Raw genomic sequence first — 16,359 nt, forward strand, 5'->3', positions numbered from 1 at the left:
ATCTTTAAGTTAACATATATTTACTAGAATCACAAAATATTGCCATATATTATTGACTACTAACAATTTCAATAACTATAAAAAGATAAAATAAAGCTCAAAAACGTTATTTATCATACATTTTCGGCATCTATTTATTACTATAAAACCTTCTAAAAAATAGAAGGCTGTCTTCACTATTCGTGGACAATGTGGTAAATATTTTCGATATCATCTGGGTTATATCCCGATACTACTGAGTCTTTGTATGAGATACAGCTACTCATGGCTAATGCAAAAAAGCCAATCAATATTATTTTGAAGTATTTCATGGTTTTATAGTTTTAGTTTGTTGTAATATTTATTTATACGTAATAAATACACTTAAAGGTGCTTTTTTAGGCGTATTTAACAAGAAAAACAAATAGTTGTGAATCAGCAGCTCATTACAAAAAGGATTTCGATACAATGTTTGTATCTTTGTTTTTCAAATTTATTTAGATTTTCAACTCAATCGTTGTCATTATAATGCGTATTGATATTATTTCTTGTGTGCCCAAATTATTGGACAGTCCATTTTCTCACTCTATACTTCAAAGAGCCAATGATAAAGCCCTTTCTGAAGTACACGTTCATGATTTAAGAGAGTATAAAGTGAATAAACATGGTCACATTGACGATTATGCCTATGGACATGGTGCAGGAATGGTATTAATGGCAGACCCTATTTTCAACTGTATTGAAGATTTAAAGAAAGAAAGAGACTATCAAGAGGTAATCTATATGACGCCTGATGGTGAAGTTTTCGATCAACAAATTGCCAATCACCTTTCCATTAGTTGCGAAAATATCATTATTCTTTGTGGACATTATAAAGGAATTGATCAAAGGGTAAGAGATGAAGTGATCACAAGAGAGATCTCTATCGGTGATTTTGTACTTTCTGGAGGTGAATTAGCTGCTGCTGTTGTTGCTGATGCTATTATCCGATTAATTCCGGGAGTATTGGGGGATGAAACCTCAGCATTGACCGATTCTTTCCAAGATGGTCTTTTGGCACCTCCGGTATACACAAGGCCTAGAGAATGGAAAGGACAAGAGGTTCCAGCTATTTTGCTTTCTGGTCATGAATCAAAAATTGATGAATGGCGACTGGAACAGTCTATGGAACGTACAAAGGAAAGACGTCCTGATCTTTGGGAAAACTATTTAAAAGCACATCCTGAAGTAAAGTCGAAGAAAAAGAAGAAGAAATAAAATAGCTTTCTAAGCTACAATAAAAAAATGCCACTTTCCATGTTTGAAAAGTGGCATTTTTGTTTTGAGTACTAAACGTACTTCAGTAATTAGAAAAGGGAGCTTAGATTTTGTATGTCCAACCTCTTGCGTCTTCCAATTCTCCTTTTTGAATCCCTTGGAATTTTTCTTTTAACTCTTGAGCAAAAGTATAATCTGCTGGTAATTCATAATCAATACCATCATCGGCAATTGATGCGAAAGGAGCAATTGTTACAGCTGTACCAATACCGAAAGCACCGTTTAATCTACCTTCTTTAATAGCTGTAATTACTTCTTCTACAGAAATATGACGCTCTTCCACTTTCTTACCCATTTCCTCTAATAACTCTATTACAGTCAAACGAGTGACAGAACGAAGAATAGTATCTTCTACTGGAATAGTTGGAGCTGTTACAAACGTTCCGTCCAAATCAAACATAACGTTCATTGTACCCGATTCCTCAATATATTTATGCTCTTTAGCATCTGTCCAAAGTAACTGATCGTAACCTTGTTCTGCTGCTAATTTTGCTGGAAGTAAAGAGGCTGCATAGTTTCCTGCTACTTTAGCGAAACCTGTTCCACCTGGAGCTGTTCTCGAAAACTCCTTCTCTACTTTCACTTTTAAGGCTTTAGAATAATATTTTCCTGCTGGAGCTGTGATGATGGCAAAAGTATAAGTTTCTGAAGGACGCATCCCTAAAAACTCATCTGTTGCAAACATAAATGGACGAATATATAAAGAACTATCCGGCGTGTTAGGAACCCAATCTCTATCCACTTCTAAAAGTGTATGTAAACCTTCCATGAAGATTTCTTCTGGAATCGCTGGCATACAAATTCTTTCAGCAGAAACGTTCATTCTTTTGGCGTTTTCCTGTGGACGGAATACCAATACCTCTTCAGGGTTTTGAGCGTTTCTAAAACCTTTTAATCCTTCAAAAATAGACTGTCCATAATGCAATGAAGACGTTGCAGGACTTAATTGAAATGAATCGTAAGGGACGACTCTTAAGTCTTGCCATTTACCATCGCGATAGTCAGCCACAAACATATGGTCAGACATAGTCTTTCCAAATGGGATATTATTGAAATCTACTGTACTTAAACGTGAGTTCTCAGTCTTCTCAATTCTGATGTCTAATGTCAAATCCTTCATAATACTGAACTAACAATTTTTTGCGATGTGAAAAATGTGCCATAAATATAGATAGATTTGTACTATTGTGAGTTATTATTTCGAAAATTGTACGACTCTTAAGGAGATTTTTTGATATTTGTTAAAAATTTCGGAGAAAAATGAATGAAAACATAATTTACATCGGTTTATGTCTTTTATTTTCTGCTTTCTTTTCCGCTACTGAAATCGCTTTCGTTTCGGCAAATAGACTGCATATTGAAGTACAAAGACAGAAGGACTCTTTTACGGGTAGGCTGATTGATAAATTTTTTGAAAATAAATCTACTTTTATTACCACTATTCTGATTGGCAATACTTCTGCATTAGTAATGTATGGTGTATTTGTATCCAACGTTTTAGATCCATTTTTTCAAGAACTTTTCAAAGAAAAGCTCCCTGCTTTAGACGCTGGGTCTATTGAAGTAGGCGTGTTGATTTCTCAAACAGTTTTATCAACAGTTGTAGTATTGGTTACAGCGGAGTTTTTACCTAAAAGTCTGACCATGCTCAACCCCGATTTGTTCTTGAATATCGCAGCACCTCCTATGAATATCATTTATACGGTGCTTTATCCTGTCACATGGACTGTTGAGAAACTTTCGCAGTTTTCAATTAAATATTTGATGGGAGTAAAAATGGAAGAACAAGAAACCCCGTTTAACTTGACAGATTTAAGTCAATATATCAATGATATTGAATTGGCATCTCAAGATGATGATGATCCAGAAAGTGAAAGTTTGGATAAAAAATATTTTGAAAATGCACTACAATTCAAAGAAGCAAAGGCTAGAGATGTCATGATTCCTCGTAAAGAGATTGTTGCTCTTGACATTGAGGAAGATATTGAAGCTCTGAGAAAATTGTTTATTGACAGTGGACACTCTAAAATACCTATTTATAGAGATGATTTAGATGATATTGTTGGTTATTGTCATGTTAGACAACTTTACAAAAAACCACAATCCATTCAGGAAATTATACGTGAAATGCCTTCTAAACCTGAAACTGCCGCTGCCGATGAAATGATGGCTTATATGATGGCTGAACAGAAAAGTATGGTATGGATCATCGATGAATATGGAGGTACAGCCGGTATAGCTACTTTAGAAGATATTACGGAAGAAATTGTTGGTGAAATTGAAGATGAACATGATGAAGACGACCTTCCTTTCTTCAAAGAAGATGAACATACTTATTTGCTTACCGCTAGGCATGAGGTAGATACACTCAACGAAAAACACAACTGGAAAATTGAAGAAGGAGAATACGATACCTTAGGTGGATTTATTCTTTATCACCATAGAAATATTCCTCAAGTAGGCGAAAATATTGAAGTAGATCATTTACAGTTTAATATCGTCACCATGGATGGTGCAAGAATCGACATGGTTCGATTACATTTTAAACAAGAAGAAGAAGATCAAAAAGAGGAAAATTAGAATTCAACAACTTATTTTTACATTTTTTTAATTGTAGTTAATGATTTTAAACCGAAAAGGTCTATTATTGTAATACTAAAACAAGAAAACCTTTCCACACAAGCTCTCTCAAACTTTGTGGAAAGGTTTCTTTTTTTGAAGCCTAATCAATTAAAGACTTATAATGCTGCGATAGCTGCTTCGTAGTTTGGTTCATCTACAGTTTCAGCAACTTGCTCTGTATATTTTACTTTACCTTCTTCGTCAATTACAACGATACATCTTGAGCATAATCCTGTTAAAGGACCATCGATAATTTTTAAACCATAAGCATCTTCAAATGAAGTATCTCTGAATGAAGAACCAGTGATTACTTTTTCGATACCTTCAGCTCCACAAAAACGTCCAAATGCAAATGGTAAATCTTTAGAAACACATACTACTACAGTATTGTCTAATGATGATGCTTTTTCGTTGAAAGTTCTAGTTGAAGTTGCACAAGTACCTGTATCAACACTTGGGTAGATGTTTAGAATTACTTTTTTACCTTTCAAGTCTTCTAAAGTCACTTCTGAAAGATCTGATTTTACTAATGTAAAAGCGGGAGCAACTGAACCTACTGCTGGTAATTCTCCTGAAGTATGAAAAGGATTTCCTTTTAAAGTAATTTCTGCCATTTTTTTAGCGTTTAAGAGTTTGTAATAAATTCGCTTCTGAGAGCATATTAAAATACTTACTAGATAAATAATTGTTTTAAAATATGCCTTAAATTTGCAAGCTCGTTTGTTGAAAACGTAATGCATCCACAATTTAACAGTTCCATTGAAAATGAATTCACATCAGAAAGAAATAGTTGAAAAAACTGCTCAATTTATTCAAAAAAAATTCGAAGGAGAAGGTACTGGCCACGATTGGCATCATATCTACCGTGTTTGGAAATCAGCTGAGAACATTGCAAAAACGGAAGATTGTGATCCCTACGTTGTCGCATTGGGAGCCCTTCTTCATGATATTGCTGATCATAAATTTTATGATGGAGACTTATTAGAAGGTAGTAGACAAACTGCAGCATGGCTAAAAGAAATTGGAGCTGATGAAGAAACCATTGAAAAAGTAGCTGACATCGTAAAAAGAGTTTCGTTTAAAGGAGCCAATGTCAAAGACGATATGCCAAGTATAGAAGGACAAGTGGTACAAGATGCCGACCGTTTAGATGCTATTGGTGCCATTGGTATTGCTAGGGCCTTTGCTTATGGAGGTAGTAAACATAGAGCTTTGTATGATCCTTCTGAAAATTATGAAATGCACGAAAGCTTTGATGCTTATCATAAAAGTGAATCTTCTACAATTGCTCACTTCTACGAAAAGCTTCTCTTATTGAAAGATCGTATCCATACTGACACCGCAAAAAAAATTGCTGAGAAAAGACACCAATATATGGAAGTATTCTTGGAGCAATTTTATGGTGAATGGGAAGGTAAAAGATAATAAGAATTAGTATTAAATACTTATTAAGGATAGAAGCAAAGCCTATTTTGCTTCCATCCTTTTTATTTATTAAAAAAACATACCACTTGGAATGTTTTTGAATTATCTCTATGTTTGTAACATGGAACAGAAATTAAAATCCGAACAGACGCAGCAACTCATTATTGATACTTCCTTCCAACTTTTTTATAAAGATGGTTTTAAATCAACAAGTATCAATCAAATCATGAAGGCTACTTCTTTGACCAAAGGTGCTTTTTACCATCACTTTAAGGATAAGAAAGAGATCGGTATAGCTGTCATCAATAAGATAATTTTTGACCGAATCCATAAAAACATGATTCTTCCGCTTCAAAAGGAAGGAGATACTATAGAAATATTAAAAGATATATTCTCGAATAAAATCAGAGCATTTACTGATTATGAAAAGGAAAAAGGATGCCCTGCCAATAACTTGATCAATGAAATTGGGAGTACAGAAGATAGTTATCAAAGTGCTTTAAGGAAGATCATTGATCAATGGACCTCAGCGATAGAAAAAGTCATTGAACAAGAGAAGGAAAAAGGTGCTATCAAAAAAAACACGGATAGTAAAGCTGTCGCCACTTTTTTAGTCAGTGCCTTTGAAGGCGTACGTGGATTAAGAAAACTGTATCATAATGACATTATCCTTGATCAATACTTAGTGGGAGTCACCTCCTATCTTGATCAATTAAAATATTCTAGTTAGACCAATTTATTCACTCATTTATTACCAATTCAATTGGGGGGTGCATTTGTAAGAATGTGCTCCCTATTTCCACTTTAAACACTTAAATTATAAATAGCAATCAAATGAAAAACCTATTATTAATTCCATTTTTGTTTCTCCTTTTAGGGTTTGATGCACCTCACAAAGACGAGCGTACTTCTCAAGTAAAAGTCATTTTTCTTGACGTCAATGAGACGATTCTAGACCTCAATAATATGAAAGCTTCTGTTGCTGATGCACTTGGAGGAAGAACTGACCTACTTGATATATGGTTCTCAAAAATGTTACATTATTCTTTAGTCGCGACAGATATTAATAGATATGAGCATTTTGGAAAAATTGGAACGGCGACTTTACTGATGGTTGCAGAAAACAACGAAATCCCTTTAACCATGGAAGAAGCCAAAAAGGCGATTGTTACCCCACTCCGTTCACTTTCTCCTCACCCTGATGTCAAGAAAGGTTTAGAAATTTTGAAAAAGAAGGGTTACAAGGTCATCACATTTACGAACTCCTCTTATGAAGGAGTAAAAATGCAAATGCAAAATGCTCAACTGAATTCATTTATTGATCAAATGTTGAGCGTTGAAACTATTAAAACCTATAAACCTCACCTAGATAGTTATAATTGGGCTTTAAAAGAGACAGGTTATAAAGCTGAAGAAGTACTAATGGTTGCTGCACATGGTTGGGATGTAGCCGGTGCAAAAGAAGCAGGTTTAAACACGGCCTTTATCAAAAGAAAAGGGAAAGCACTTTATCCTTTGGTTGAGAAGCCGGATTTTGTAGTCAATGACCTTATTGAGTTAGCAAATCAAATGGTAGATTTATCAAAATAAAAAATGCTCTAGAGGATACACCTCTAGAGCAAAACAAACACAAATTACTATTTTATCTTATACAACTCAGGTAAGTGGAATTCACCTTTGACCACTTTTTCATTTGGTTCATAAAATCTACATTGCAACATGAAATCGGCATCAGGTGCAGGCAACCAGTTTTTAAGCTGCTTTTTATTTTTTGGCTTTTCGTGAGAGATATAGATCGTTAAAGATCCGTCTTTATTGTAAGCCATTCCCTCAGTCACTGACCCTACTTTATATCTATCGATTTCGTTCTCTACCATAAAGCGATCTTGAGCATCATACATTGTGATTGACCAGAAACCACCAAACTCCTCATTAACAGCCATATCTGCTGGCAATGTAATTTCATAAGCATTTTTACCGTTTAAAACCTTACCTTGATCATCAAAATATCTTTTAGGGTACATTGCTCTTTCTGGAGAGTTTAATCCAATAGAGTTCATATTAACCGCAGCTCTTTGTAAGTAGTCTGTGCCGTATTTTCCTGCGTTGTATTCATAATTCCACCCATTTACTGGTGTATTGGTATGCTTAGCAGTGTGAAGAATCATTTGGAATGTATCCGCAAAACCTTTCACCATCGCTTCTTTTTGGACCTCAGTCAACTCCTCCATTTTACCGTTGCCAATTCCAATGTTTTTGAACTGATCTGTCAGACTTTTATCTTCCTCCAGATAGTTTTCTGCTAATACTCTATCAAATCTTTTAAACCAGTCCATCCCTTTAGGAAAGTTGACTTTTGGAGCCCCAACAGCCACTAAAGGCTCAGGATTTTGACCACCATTTGGATAGTCTGCCAAAGGCATTAATCTAAATTCTTTTTGTAATTCTTGAGCAATTTTTTGGTCTGCTTCAGACGCATCTACCCCCAAACGGCCTGCTAACCAAATATATCTTGTATTAGAATAATGTACCGGTAAATTGTCAGGGTTATCAAACTTCTCTCCTCTTTTTGCTAGGATAAAATATCCACCTTGCTCACCCATAGTTGCATTACAAAGGTCTACTACAGATTCGGTGTACATATCTAAAATTTGCTCGATAAAGTATCTGTTTTTTACTTCAGGTATAAATAATACCATAGGGTTGTTTTCCAAATCAGCCCACCCTTGAATATAGTAGGTATCATTGTTTGGTGTAGTGTACGAGCGGTCTCTATAATCCCACAAACGAGTAATTGGCCCTAGTTGATTTAGTGGTGCTTGACCATTGTTCATCGGTGCATCTACTGATGTCTGAAGCTCTAAAGCCACGTCCATCATGACTGGCGCCCATCCATAAATTGTAGCTTGTACTGCTGTAGTGTAGGCTAATTTGTATTCGAGTGATTCCTCTTCATTTTGAGCAAATGAGGTTGCATTGAATAAAAACAGTCCTGAAAGTATAAGTAGAAAGTGCTTATTGAATTGTAGTATATTACGTATCATGTTTTCATCTATTTGCCTTTTAGTATTGATGATGTCACTACTAAAAGTTGATTTGAAATTCATTTTATAATTATACTAACGGTACTGTTTTGGTTTGGCTTTTCAATTTTAGGTCAGAGTTTATACCAAAAAGTTTATTTTGATTTATACTTCGTTGAGGCCTCCTTTGGGGTTATATTATAGTTTTTCTTAAATGCTACAGAAAATTTAGAGACACTATTGTACCCTACCAACCTTGCAATCTCAGTAACACTTCTACTTTCATTTTGTAATAGCTGCTTTGCTTTTTCTAGTCTTAAATCAGTATGAAACCTTTTAATACTGCTTCCGAATACACTCCCAAAATCTCTTTTCAACTTTGACAAAGAATAACCGTACTCATCAGCAATTTCAGAAAGGGCCGGCAAAGGTTCAAAAGGATTAATCAACTTATCTTTCAAATCCATTAGCCTTTGTAGATCTTCAGGGTGTACAGTACTATGTTCTTGAAACCCTTTATGAAGTAATCGCTCATAAAACACGCCCAAGCATTCTATTATGCGGGCCAAGACAATACTATGTGTCATTGGATTACGCTGATCTAAGTCCAAATCAAAAATATCCTTTAACAGTAAATGCACTTCTAATGGAGCAATATCATATCTAACCCAATTATGATCATCAGGAAAGAGTCCTTCCAAATATCTTCCAAACTGGGTGAATATATCTGTCATTTGGGGAGTAGCGATACGAAGAGAAACCCACTGTTTTAATCCTCCTCCTTTATTATGAGTTTTAAAAGAATAAGAAGTATCATAAACAGCCATACCTACCGCCTGTAAATCCACCCCTTCTTTATGATCTTCGGTGTTCATCATAATATCTGTCTTATACTCAAACCTAAAGTTTAAGTAACGGTCCTCTTTTTCATCACCTATAATATTATAGTAAATGTCTTCCTCTGATTTGACAGAATGAATTATAATATCAGTTCCTTTTACTAAAGAAAACACCCTAGATATAATATGAAAACCAGGTTTCTTTACCTCATACCTGATTGGTGATATTTCTCCTCCCAGACACTCATGAACTTGTTTTAATATATGTGCTGCACTTCCTTCTTTTATCTCTATCTCCATTTCAAATTTGATTTAGGCCACATAAACACTAATATGATAAGTATTCAAAAATAAGTACAAATTCAAAATTATCTAATACCAATTCTATTTATTGTTTTGCGATTACTTCCTTCAAAAAACTTTTAATAGAACCACTATTCATACGTTTTTTAGTGTTGTACTCACAAAAAATTAAATTAGAATTAACTATGATTTATTTTTGACTTTGTACGTAAAAAAACTTCTTTACCATTTTCATCGCAAAGAAGTTTTTATCAAAGTCATTATAAAGCATTTGTTCAAAAAATGGCATTTATATTCTTCCTCTTACTTCATTTAGAAACATAGTCATCGAAACTGCTTTTTCCTCTACCCACTTATTATAATCTTCAATAGCTCTCAATCGATCACGTTCTGACAGATAGCCTTCAGTAGTTATTTGTTCTAAACCTGCAACTTGAGACCATATCTTGACTCGTTCATCAAAATCTTTTCTTGTGTGATCATACAACTCATGAGATGGCACAACTTCAATATCTTTAAACCCCACCTCTTTTAATAAATGCGGTAAGTCAGTACCAATGGCATTATTAATTCCTGCATCTTTTCGCCAATTTAAAAACGCCTGGTAAAAGCGTCTCATGGTCAAAGGAGGCTGAGGAACCCATTCTAACCGGTTATGATTGTAATCTAAAAAGGAAACTTGACCTCCTTCTTTTAAAAGTGATTTTACTTTTTGTAAAGCTTCTTTTACGGTCGTCATCCATTGTAATACTCTTGCCCCTACTATTAAATCAAACTTTTCTTTCGTTTCGAAGTTAAACAAGTCTACTGTTTTGAGTTCTAAATTTGAAATGTCAGCATAAACTATATTACCATGCTCAATCACTTCGTAGGTATTATCGATACCAATTACTTTTCCTGTTGGGCCTACAATTTTAGCAATGTCTTTTGTAATGGCTCCTGTACCGCAACCAATATCCAATACTGTCATTCCCTCTTTTAAAATAGCCTTCAAATGTCTATAATCTACGGCTAAAGACCTTCTATCAAAAACAGTTTTGGCTTCTTCACTTCTTTTAATTGTCTTGTTCATTTTAATAGTAGTTCAAGTTAAGTTTTTTTTTGTAACTCAAATTATAACGAGTCATTTTTTACACTTACAAACTTACTATTGAAAAAAAGTAAAATCAGAAGTAATATTTAAAATAAAGATGATTTGAAAACGCTAATAACCAACGAATTAAACATTAATTTAAAACCTTAAAAAGAGATTCAAAATTTATATTACAAATAAATACGACTTCTAAAGAGGTAAAATAAAGTCATTCATCAACTTTTAAATTCATGAAAAATTCTTTTTCCTTTAAAAAACATAATCTCTGGTAATTTTTTAAATTTTCGATCATACTCACAAAGCTTCAAAAGGTGCTCTAAAGAAATCTCAATGTATTGTACATCTTCTAAAAAAATGATATCAAAAATTTGTGATTTACTTTTCAAAAAATGATAAGTACTAAAAAAATCCCCTTTTTGAAAAAAATATTCTTCCTCCAAATCAGACGATTTTGATACTAATCGAACACTACCTTTTTCGATATAATAAAAGCATCTATTGTGCTTTTCATTTTGTAATAAATAGTTGCTTTGTGAAGCTTTTTGGGTCAGAAAAATTTGATTGATCACTGCTACATCCGCTATAGTGATAGGAATGTACTTTGAACAATGAGTAATAAACTGATACATGAAATTGTCAAGGAGTATTGAATCAAAAAAATCCCCTTTTCAGTAGTTTTAATTACCAAAAAAGGGATTGATATAATACGAAATACTTATTTTAATGATTTAGAAAACACTAATATTTTTCGTTGAAGTCTTGCTCTGCTGTTATAGTCTATTGAGGTAATGTCTTTTAAAAGTGCTTTTTCGTATGATGCGTAAGCATTTTTCACATCTCCAACTCTTAAATAATAATCGCCTAATACTTCTAATGTATTGTGATTTTCATCAACAGTTACAGCATGATCTATCCACTCTTTCGCAAGCTCCAAATCTGCATTCCAGTTGATTGATAATTGTGCAGCTCTTGTGTATGTAGCCCAATCATTAGCCTCTGCTTTTTGAACCATTTTCACTAATTCCGAGTTTTCATTTGACTCTGGATACTCTGGTACTTCAGCTAATAAATTTACAGAACACAACAAACCAATAAGAGAGATAAGTAAAGTTTTCATGGTATAAAAATAATTAATTTGAACACTAGTTAATATGCCAATAGTAATTCCATAGTTATGCCAATAAATTATAAAACACTGAAATACAAATACTTAAATGAAAACAAACCAATACAACACCATTTACACTTGTTCACTTTTGAACATAAATTACACGTTTTGAACAGATTAGTGTTCGAAGTTAAAAAAAATAGTCTACCACAAAATGCAGCAGACTATTTCAAACACTATTCGCGTAGAACTAGTGTACTATAATAAATGAATGTAGAAAAGTATTAAGAGAATGTTAGAACATGTTTGAAACCTTCATTTGAAGAACTCAAACTTGTTGTACTATCCTTATTTTTTGATCACTTTCTTAACTGTTTTTTGGCTATCAAGATAAATGTTCACCAAATACATTCCCGATTCGAGATTTAATTGATCAAATTTCAATTCATACTTTCCTGCTTCAAATAATTTCGTTGATGTAGCGTAGACCTCTTGTCCACTTAAATTGAAAATCTGAAGGCCTACACTCTTGCTTTCTTTCAAGGTTAACTGAAGGAAGAAGTGATTTGCAACAATAGTTGGGTACAACTTGATTTCTTCAACTGCCTCAATATCAGAAGTAATATTTCGTGCACTGCTTATTTCAGGATTTTCGTTGTACCATTGTCCGTCTTTATACCAGCCTTCAGTAGCTCTTGATAGATCAGAAGTTTGATTACCATTTCCATCATGGAATAATAAACTTGCAGATGACGTGTTTGGAATAGTGTAACTAAACCAACCGTCTCCATCGTTGGTCATTGCTACTCCCGGCCAATTAGAAGTACTTCCATTATCTGTATTCCAATAGTGGAGTAATGGGTTGTTCCAAGTCGATTTAAAGTGTACTGTCAATCCTGTTGGTGTTACTGTATTGCCATCAGGGTTTTGATCGTACCATTGCCCATTTACATACCAACCGTCTTTGTTTCTTGTCAAGTCAGAAGTTTGTCCTCCTCCATTATTACTGAAAATAATACTTGAAGAAGTCACGGCTTCTGGGAAAGTGAAAGCGTACCATCCATTAGACTGTGACATACTTACACCTGGCCAAGTCGCATTAGCCAATGCTCCCGTCGGAGAGGCGTTCCAATGGTAAATATGTGTATAGTCTTTAGCATAAACGGTGAAACCTCCGCTTGGTGCAGTCACTGTGAATGATGCGGTACTTACCGTTGAAGTATTGCCGGCATCATCAACAGCGATAGCTGAGACAGTAGTAGTTTGGGAAATCGATAAGGTGACTTGCCCTTCTGCTGAAGTTGAAGATGAGGTTGGTGTAGATCCGTCTAAAGTATAATAGATCGTCGGTGATGCATCACGATTGTCTGAAGCGGAAATTGTAATGTTTCCAGAGCCTACAAAAGTGCTGCCTGATGGTGAAATAGAAACCGTTGGAGCTTCTATATCAGGCGTTGTGATTGGTTCATCAATCCATCCGTTATCATACCAAACGTTACCACAAATATTCATTTCATCGCCAGTGATTTTTGTATCACCGCAAAGTAAGATCAAATTAGTGCAAGTGCCGTCAATCGTGTATTCATAGAATCCAGGGTAATCTGTTGAAGCCAACATATTTTCTCCCGGCCATGCTGTTGTCATGGTTCCTCCTGTTACACTCCAGAAATAAATTCTTGGTGTTGAACAGTCCGTTTTGAAATACACGGTCATTCCTCCTTCAATTGGCGTTGGTACAGTGTAGGTCACTGTTTTAACGGCAGAACTACCAACGCTATTGATCGCAATGGCTTTGAGAGTAATCACATCACCTGCGTTTCCAGACAACACTACTTCCCCATTGTATTGAGAGGATGAAGCAGTTGGAGTACTTCCATCCAAAGTATAATAAATCACTCCGTTTTCAGTGGCTGATGCACTTACTCTATTGCTATTTTGAGTGAGCATTAAAGTTGGTACTTGAGGTGTTACAACCGAGCAGTCAGGGCATTCGCTGTGCCATGTATTTCCATCATACCAACCGTTTGAGTTTCTTGAAAGGTCAATGGTTTTGTTACTTCCATTATCACTGAAAAGTAGGTTGACACTTTCTGTGTTTTCAAATACATATTTATACCAATCACCATCATGCTGTGTCATATTTGGTCCAGGCCAAGTGCTTGCAGGTAATGCCCCGGCAGGTACTTCTTGCCAATAATGTACATTGACACCATTCCAATTGGATGGCTTTTTGAAATACACTTCTAGTCCTTCAATCTCACCGATTCTGTAAGAGAAAGTGGTCACTGAAGATGAATTTCCATCTTTATCGACTGTAAATGCTTTGATGTCCATATCATCATTAACAGCGATTTTTGTGTTGTTGTACTGACTGCTTGAGAACGATGGCTGAGAACCGTCTGTTGTGTAATAAATTGTATAAGGGCCTCCTGCTCCTAAGGAAGCGGAAAGACTTACTTCTACAGGATTGTCATATCTCTGAGGTGCTGGCGATGCACTTACAAATGGTAAGCTTGGTCCACCTTCTCCTGGCTGGAAGAAACCAACACCATTGCCACCGATCATACCAGGGCCATTTAAAACATAAACTGCAGCCGAACCTGATTCTACTGTACAGTTCAATGTTCCATTAGAAACGACTGCTTCTGCTCCTGTCACAGCATCTCTGTAAACACCATTGGTCAAACCTGTAAAATTGAATGATGCTGATCCATCTTTTGCTAGACCTACAGCCACTTCACTGTTTCCATGTACACGAACATAACCAACGCCGTTTCCGCCATTATCACCATTCCAGCGCCACTCTCCTTTTTGAAGTGCTGGCACTGCTGATCGCATAGCATTCAGTTTTTTGATGTGCTGATAAATCTTGTGGCTTGGTGCTTGGTCCATCACATCACCATAGTATGCTCTACCTGTTTCATTAATGGATTTTTTAATTCCTTCTGCATCATGAATATCAGCAAAAGCCCCTGCCATAAATCGCATTTCCGTACCATAATACACAATCGGGATACCTCTCCAAGTAAACATAAAGTTCAGACAGGCCGCTAAGTTTTCATCCGTTCCACCATAACGCTTATTCCAGTCATTATTCGGACCAAAATCATGGTTATCTAACCATAATAAGTTGGTTGACGGGTCTGCATATAAGTGATCATAACGTGCTGCTGCTTTTACTCCACCAAAACCTTCACCATATTCAAAAGGACCATGGAAACTTGCTTCCGCATAAAAGTCAATTACGGCCATTCCTGATGGTTCAGAAGCATTGGTTGCTCCTCTCCAAGTGTACCAGTGTGGATTAATTTCTTCGATACTGTGCAATTCGTGACGCTTCTGTGCAACTTCTCCAAAAACAAAAAGGTCTGGATTGATCGCCTTAAAAGCATCTAAGAAATACAGTACATCTTCTTTAGACATGTGCTTGATGGTATCCCAACGGAATGCATCTACGCCCATTTCAATAAATGTCTTGTAAGCATTGACCAAATACTCTCTTACTAGAGGACTTGATGTATTTAAATCAGGTGTATCTCCTGCCAATGCTCTGTTATAAAGGTTTTCGGTATCATCCCAGCCTTGAGCAAAACCATTACCGCTTTGATGGTACCAATCTGCGTCTGTGGTATTGACATAAGAAACTGTAGAAGGCCAGTTGTAGTTGGAAAGATCTTCGTTGTAAGGCGCTGGCAATTCCGGCAGATTCGCTCTACTCCAAATCAAGCCATCATCTGGATTAGGTGTCATTCCATCGTACTCCCAATTTGGGTTAGGTTGCAATGGGTTACCATTTAAATCCTGTCCCCACACTTCTGAAGTATCCGTATTGTACTTGATTTCAGCAAAATCTTTAATACCAAAACGTCCAGCGTGATTGGTCACTACATCCAGTACAATTTTCATATCTCTGGCATGCACTTCGTTGATCAGGTCTTGAAAAGTGGCACCTGGAGATTCCAATCGAGGATCTACTTTTGTAAAATCATAAGCGTGGTAGCCATGGTAATCCAAAGGACTCCAGTTTTGTACAATAGGAGTGATCCAAATAGCGGTAAAACCTAAGTCTTTGATATAATCTAGTTTTTGAATTAAGCCCTTAAAATCCCCTTTCCAAGTGACATCATTGGGGTCTGTAATAGCGGGGTTTATTTCTGGGTCTGGATTATAAGAACTCCATTCATTAGGAACATTATTACTCGGATCTCCATCAAAGAAGCGAGTGGTCATTAGAAAGTAAATAGTTTCCTCACGAAAATCAGTTTGTGCGAAGAGCATATTGACTCCAACACTCAAACATAAAGAGAGCGACAATAGCCATTTTGTAAATTTCATTTTCATACTTTTAGTTGTTTACCAAGTAGGGAACCATGCATCTTTGGGTTTCATTTTATACCCTCTGATAAATAGTTTGCTACTTCATTCAAGTCAGTTAAATTGTTATTCTTTCCGGAAAGTCACTTCAAGCTGTTTTTACAATGTTAGTGCTTCGGGTACTGGAAAGCGTTCCGATGGATAATAAATGGGTGTTTTTAGAAAGTGGCACGTAACGGTGGAGGGAAGGGAACTTTATAAATGTTAACTTCAATTGATTTTTAAGATAATTATTTACTTGACTTTATGTTTAGTCATTTGTTTTTGATTTTCGGA

14 protein-coding genes are annotated in these 16,359 nt (G+C 35.5%); 5 read left to right on the forward strand and 9 right to left on the reverse strand.

The features are described 5' to 3' along the window. Positions 1–176: 176 nt before the first annotated feature. Positions 177–311, reverse strand: a complete 135-nt coding sequence (locus PL77_RS32485; RefSeq protein ID WP_255516165.1) for a hypothetical protein — start codon at positions 309–311, stop codon at positions 177–179. Between the two features lie 196 nt (positions 312–507). Here PL77_RS32485 and trmD point away from each other — a divergent pair, with 196 nt between their 5' ends. Beyond that, the gene (trmD, locus tag PL77_RS14440) at positions 508–1,236 is read left to right on the forward strand and encodes a tRNA (guanosine(37)-N1)-methyltransferase TrmD (RefSeq protein WP_044206583.1); all 729 of its coding nucleotides are present in this window, start codon (positions 508–510) and stop codon (positions 1,234–1,236) included. Between the two features lie 103 nt (positions 1,237–1,339). On the opposite strand, the gene PL77_RS14445 is transcribed toward trmD, so the two are convergent. Continuing rightward, positions 1,340–2,416 carry a branched-chain amino acid aminotransferase gene (locus PL77_RS14445; RefSeq protein WP_044206586.1) on the reverse strand — a complete coding sequence of 359 codons (1,077 nt, stop codon included), beginning with the start codon at positions 2,414–2,416 and terminating at the stop codon, positions 1,340–1,342. 140 nt (positions 2,417–2,556) lie between these two features. On the opposite strand from PL77_RS14445, the gene PL77_RS14450 reads away from it, so the two are divergent. Continuing rightward, the gene (locus PL77_RS14450; RefSeq protein WP_044206589.1) at positions 2,557–3,876 is read left to right on the forward strand and encodes a hemolysin family protein; all 1,320 of its coding nucleotides are present in this window, start codon (positions 2,557–2,559) and stop codon (positions 3,874–3,876) included. Positions 3,877–4,034: 158 nt separating this feature from the next. Here PL77_RS14450 and tpx read toward each other — a convergent pair whose 3' ends face one another. Then, a complete protein-coding gene (tpx, locus tag PL77_RS14455; RefSeq protein WP_044206590.1) occupies positions 4,035–4,532 on the reverse strand; it encodes a thiol peroxidase in 498 nt (165 codons plus the stop codon). A 151-nt stretch (positions 4,533–4,683) separates the two neighbouring features. On the opposite strand from tpx, the gene PL77_RS14460 reads away from it, so the two are divergent. The 3 genes from PL77_RS14460 to PL77_RS14470 all read left to right on the forward strand — a co-directional run bounded on the left by PL77_RS14460 (position 4,684) and on the right by PL77_RS14470 (position 6,933). Next, entirely contained in the window at positions 4,684–5,343 is a 660-nt protein-coding gene (locus tag PL77_RS14460) for an HD domain-containing protein (protein WP_044206592.1), read from the forward strand. 121 nt (positions 5,344–5,464) lie between these two features. After that, positions 5,465–6,073 carry a TetR/AcrR family transcriptional regulator gene (locus PL77_RS14465; protein WP_044206594.1) on the forward strand — a complete coding sequence of 203 codons (609 nt, stop codon included), beginning with the start codon at positions 5,465–5,467 and terminating at the stop codon, positions 6,071–6,073. A 104-nt stretch (positions 6,074–6,177) separates the two neighbouring features. After that, positions 6,178–6,933 carry a haloacid dehalogenase type II gene (locus PL77_RS14470; protein ID WP_063769021.1) on the forward strand — a complete coding sequence of 252 codons (756 nt, stop codon included), beginning with the start codon at positions 6,178–6,180 and terminating at the stop codon, positions 6,931–6,933. A gap of 47 nt (positions 6,934–6,980) precedes the next feature. Here PL77_RS14470 and PL77_RS14475 read toward each other — a convergent pair whose 3' ends face one another. From PL77_RS14475 to PL77_RS30615, 6 genes are all read right to left on the reverse strand, one after another. Beyond that, positions 6,981–8,387: a DUF1254 domain-containing protein gene (locus PL77_RS14475; RefSeq protein WP_172665862.1), complete on the reverse strand. Its 1,407-nt coding sequence runs from the start codon at positions 8,385–8,387 to the stop codon at positions 6,981–6,983. Between the two features lie 134 nt (positions 8,388–8,521). Next, on the reverse strand, positions 8,522–9,505 hold the full coding sequence (locus tag PL77_RS30605) for a helix-turn-helix transcriptional regulator (protein WP_052444426.1): 984 nt from the start codon (positions 9,503–9,505) through the stop codon (positions 8,522–8,524). A 292-nt stretch (positions 9,506–9,797) separates the two neighbouring features. Further along, positions 9,798–10,580 (reverse strand): methyltransferase domain-containing protein, encoded by a 783-nt coding sequence (locus PL77_RS14485; RefSeq protein WP_044206598.1) that lies wholly within the window; start codon positions 10,578–10,580, stop codon positions 9,798–9,800. Positions 10,581–10,816: 236 nt separating this feature from the next. Then, positions 10,817–11,230 carry a cyclic nucleotide-binding domain-containing protein gene (locus tag PL77_RS32550; protein ID WP_044206600.1) on the reverse strand — a complete coding sequence of 138 codons (414 nt, stop codon included), beginning with the start codon at positions 11,228–11,230 and terminating at the stop codon, positions 10,817–10,819. Between the two features lie 86 nt (positions 11,231–11,316). Next, entirely contained in the window at positions 11,317–11,718 is a 402-nt protein-coding gene (locus PL77_RS30610; protein WP_052444427.1) for a hypothetical protein, read from the reverse strand. A gap of 339 nt (positions 11,719–12,057) precedes the next feature. After that, a complete protein-coding gene (locus PL77_RS30615) occupies positions 12,058–16,044 on the reverse strand; it encodes a starch-binding protein (protein WP_172665863.1) in 3,987 nt (1,328 codons plus the stop codon). Positions 16,045–16,359: the final 315 nt, after the last annotated feature.

This window comes from Flammeovirga sp. OC4 (assembly GCF_000812565.1).
Classification (GTDB): domain Bacteria; phylum Bacteroidota; class Bacteroidia; order Cytophagales; family Flammeovirgaceae; genus Flammeovirga.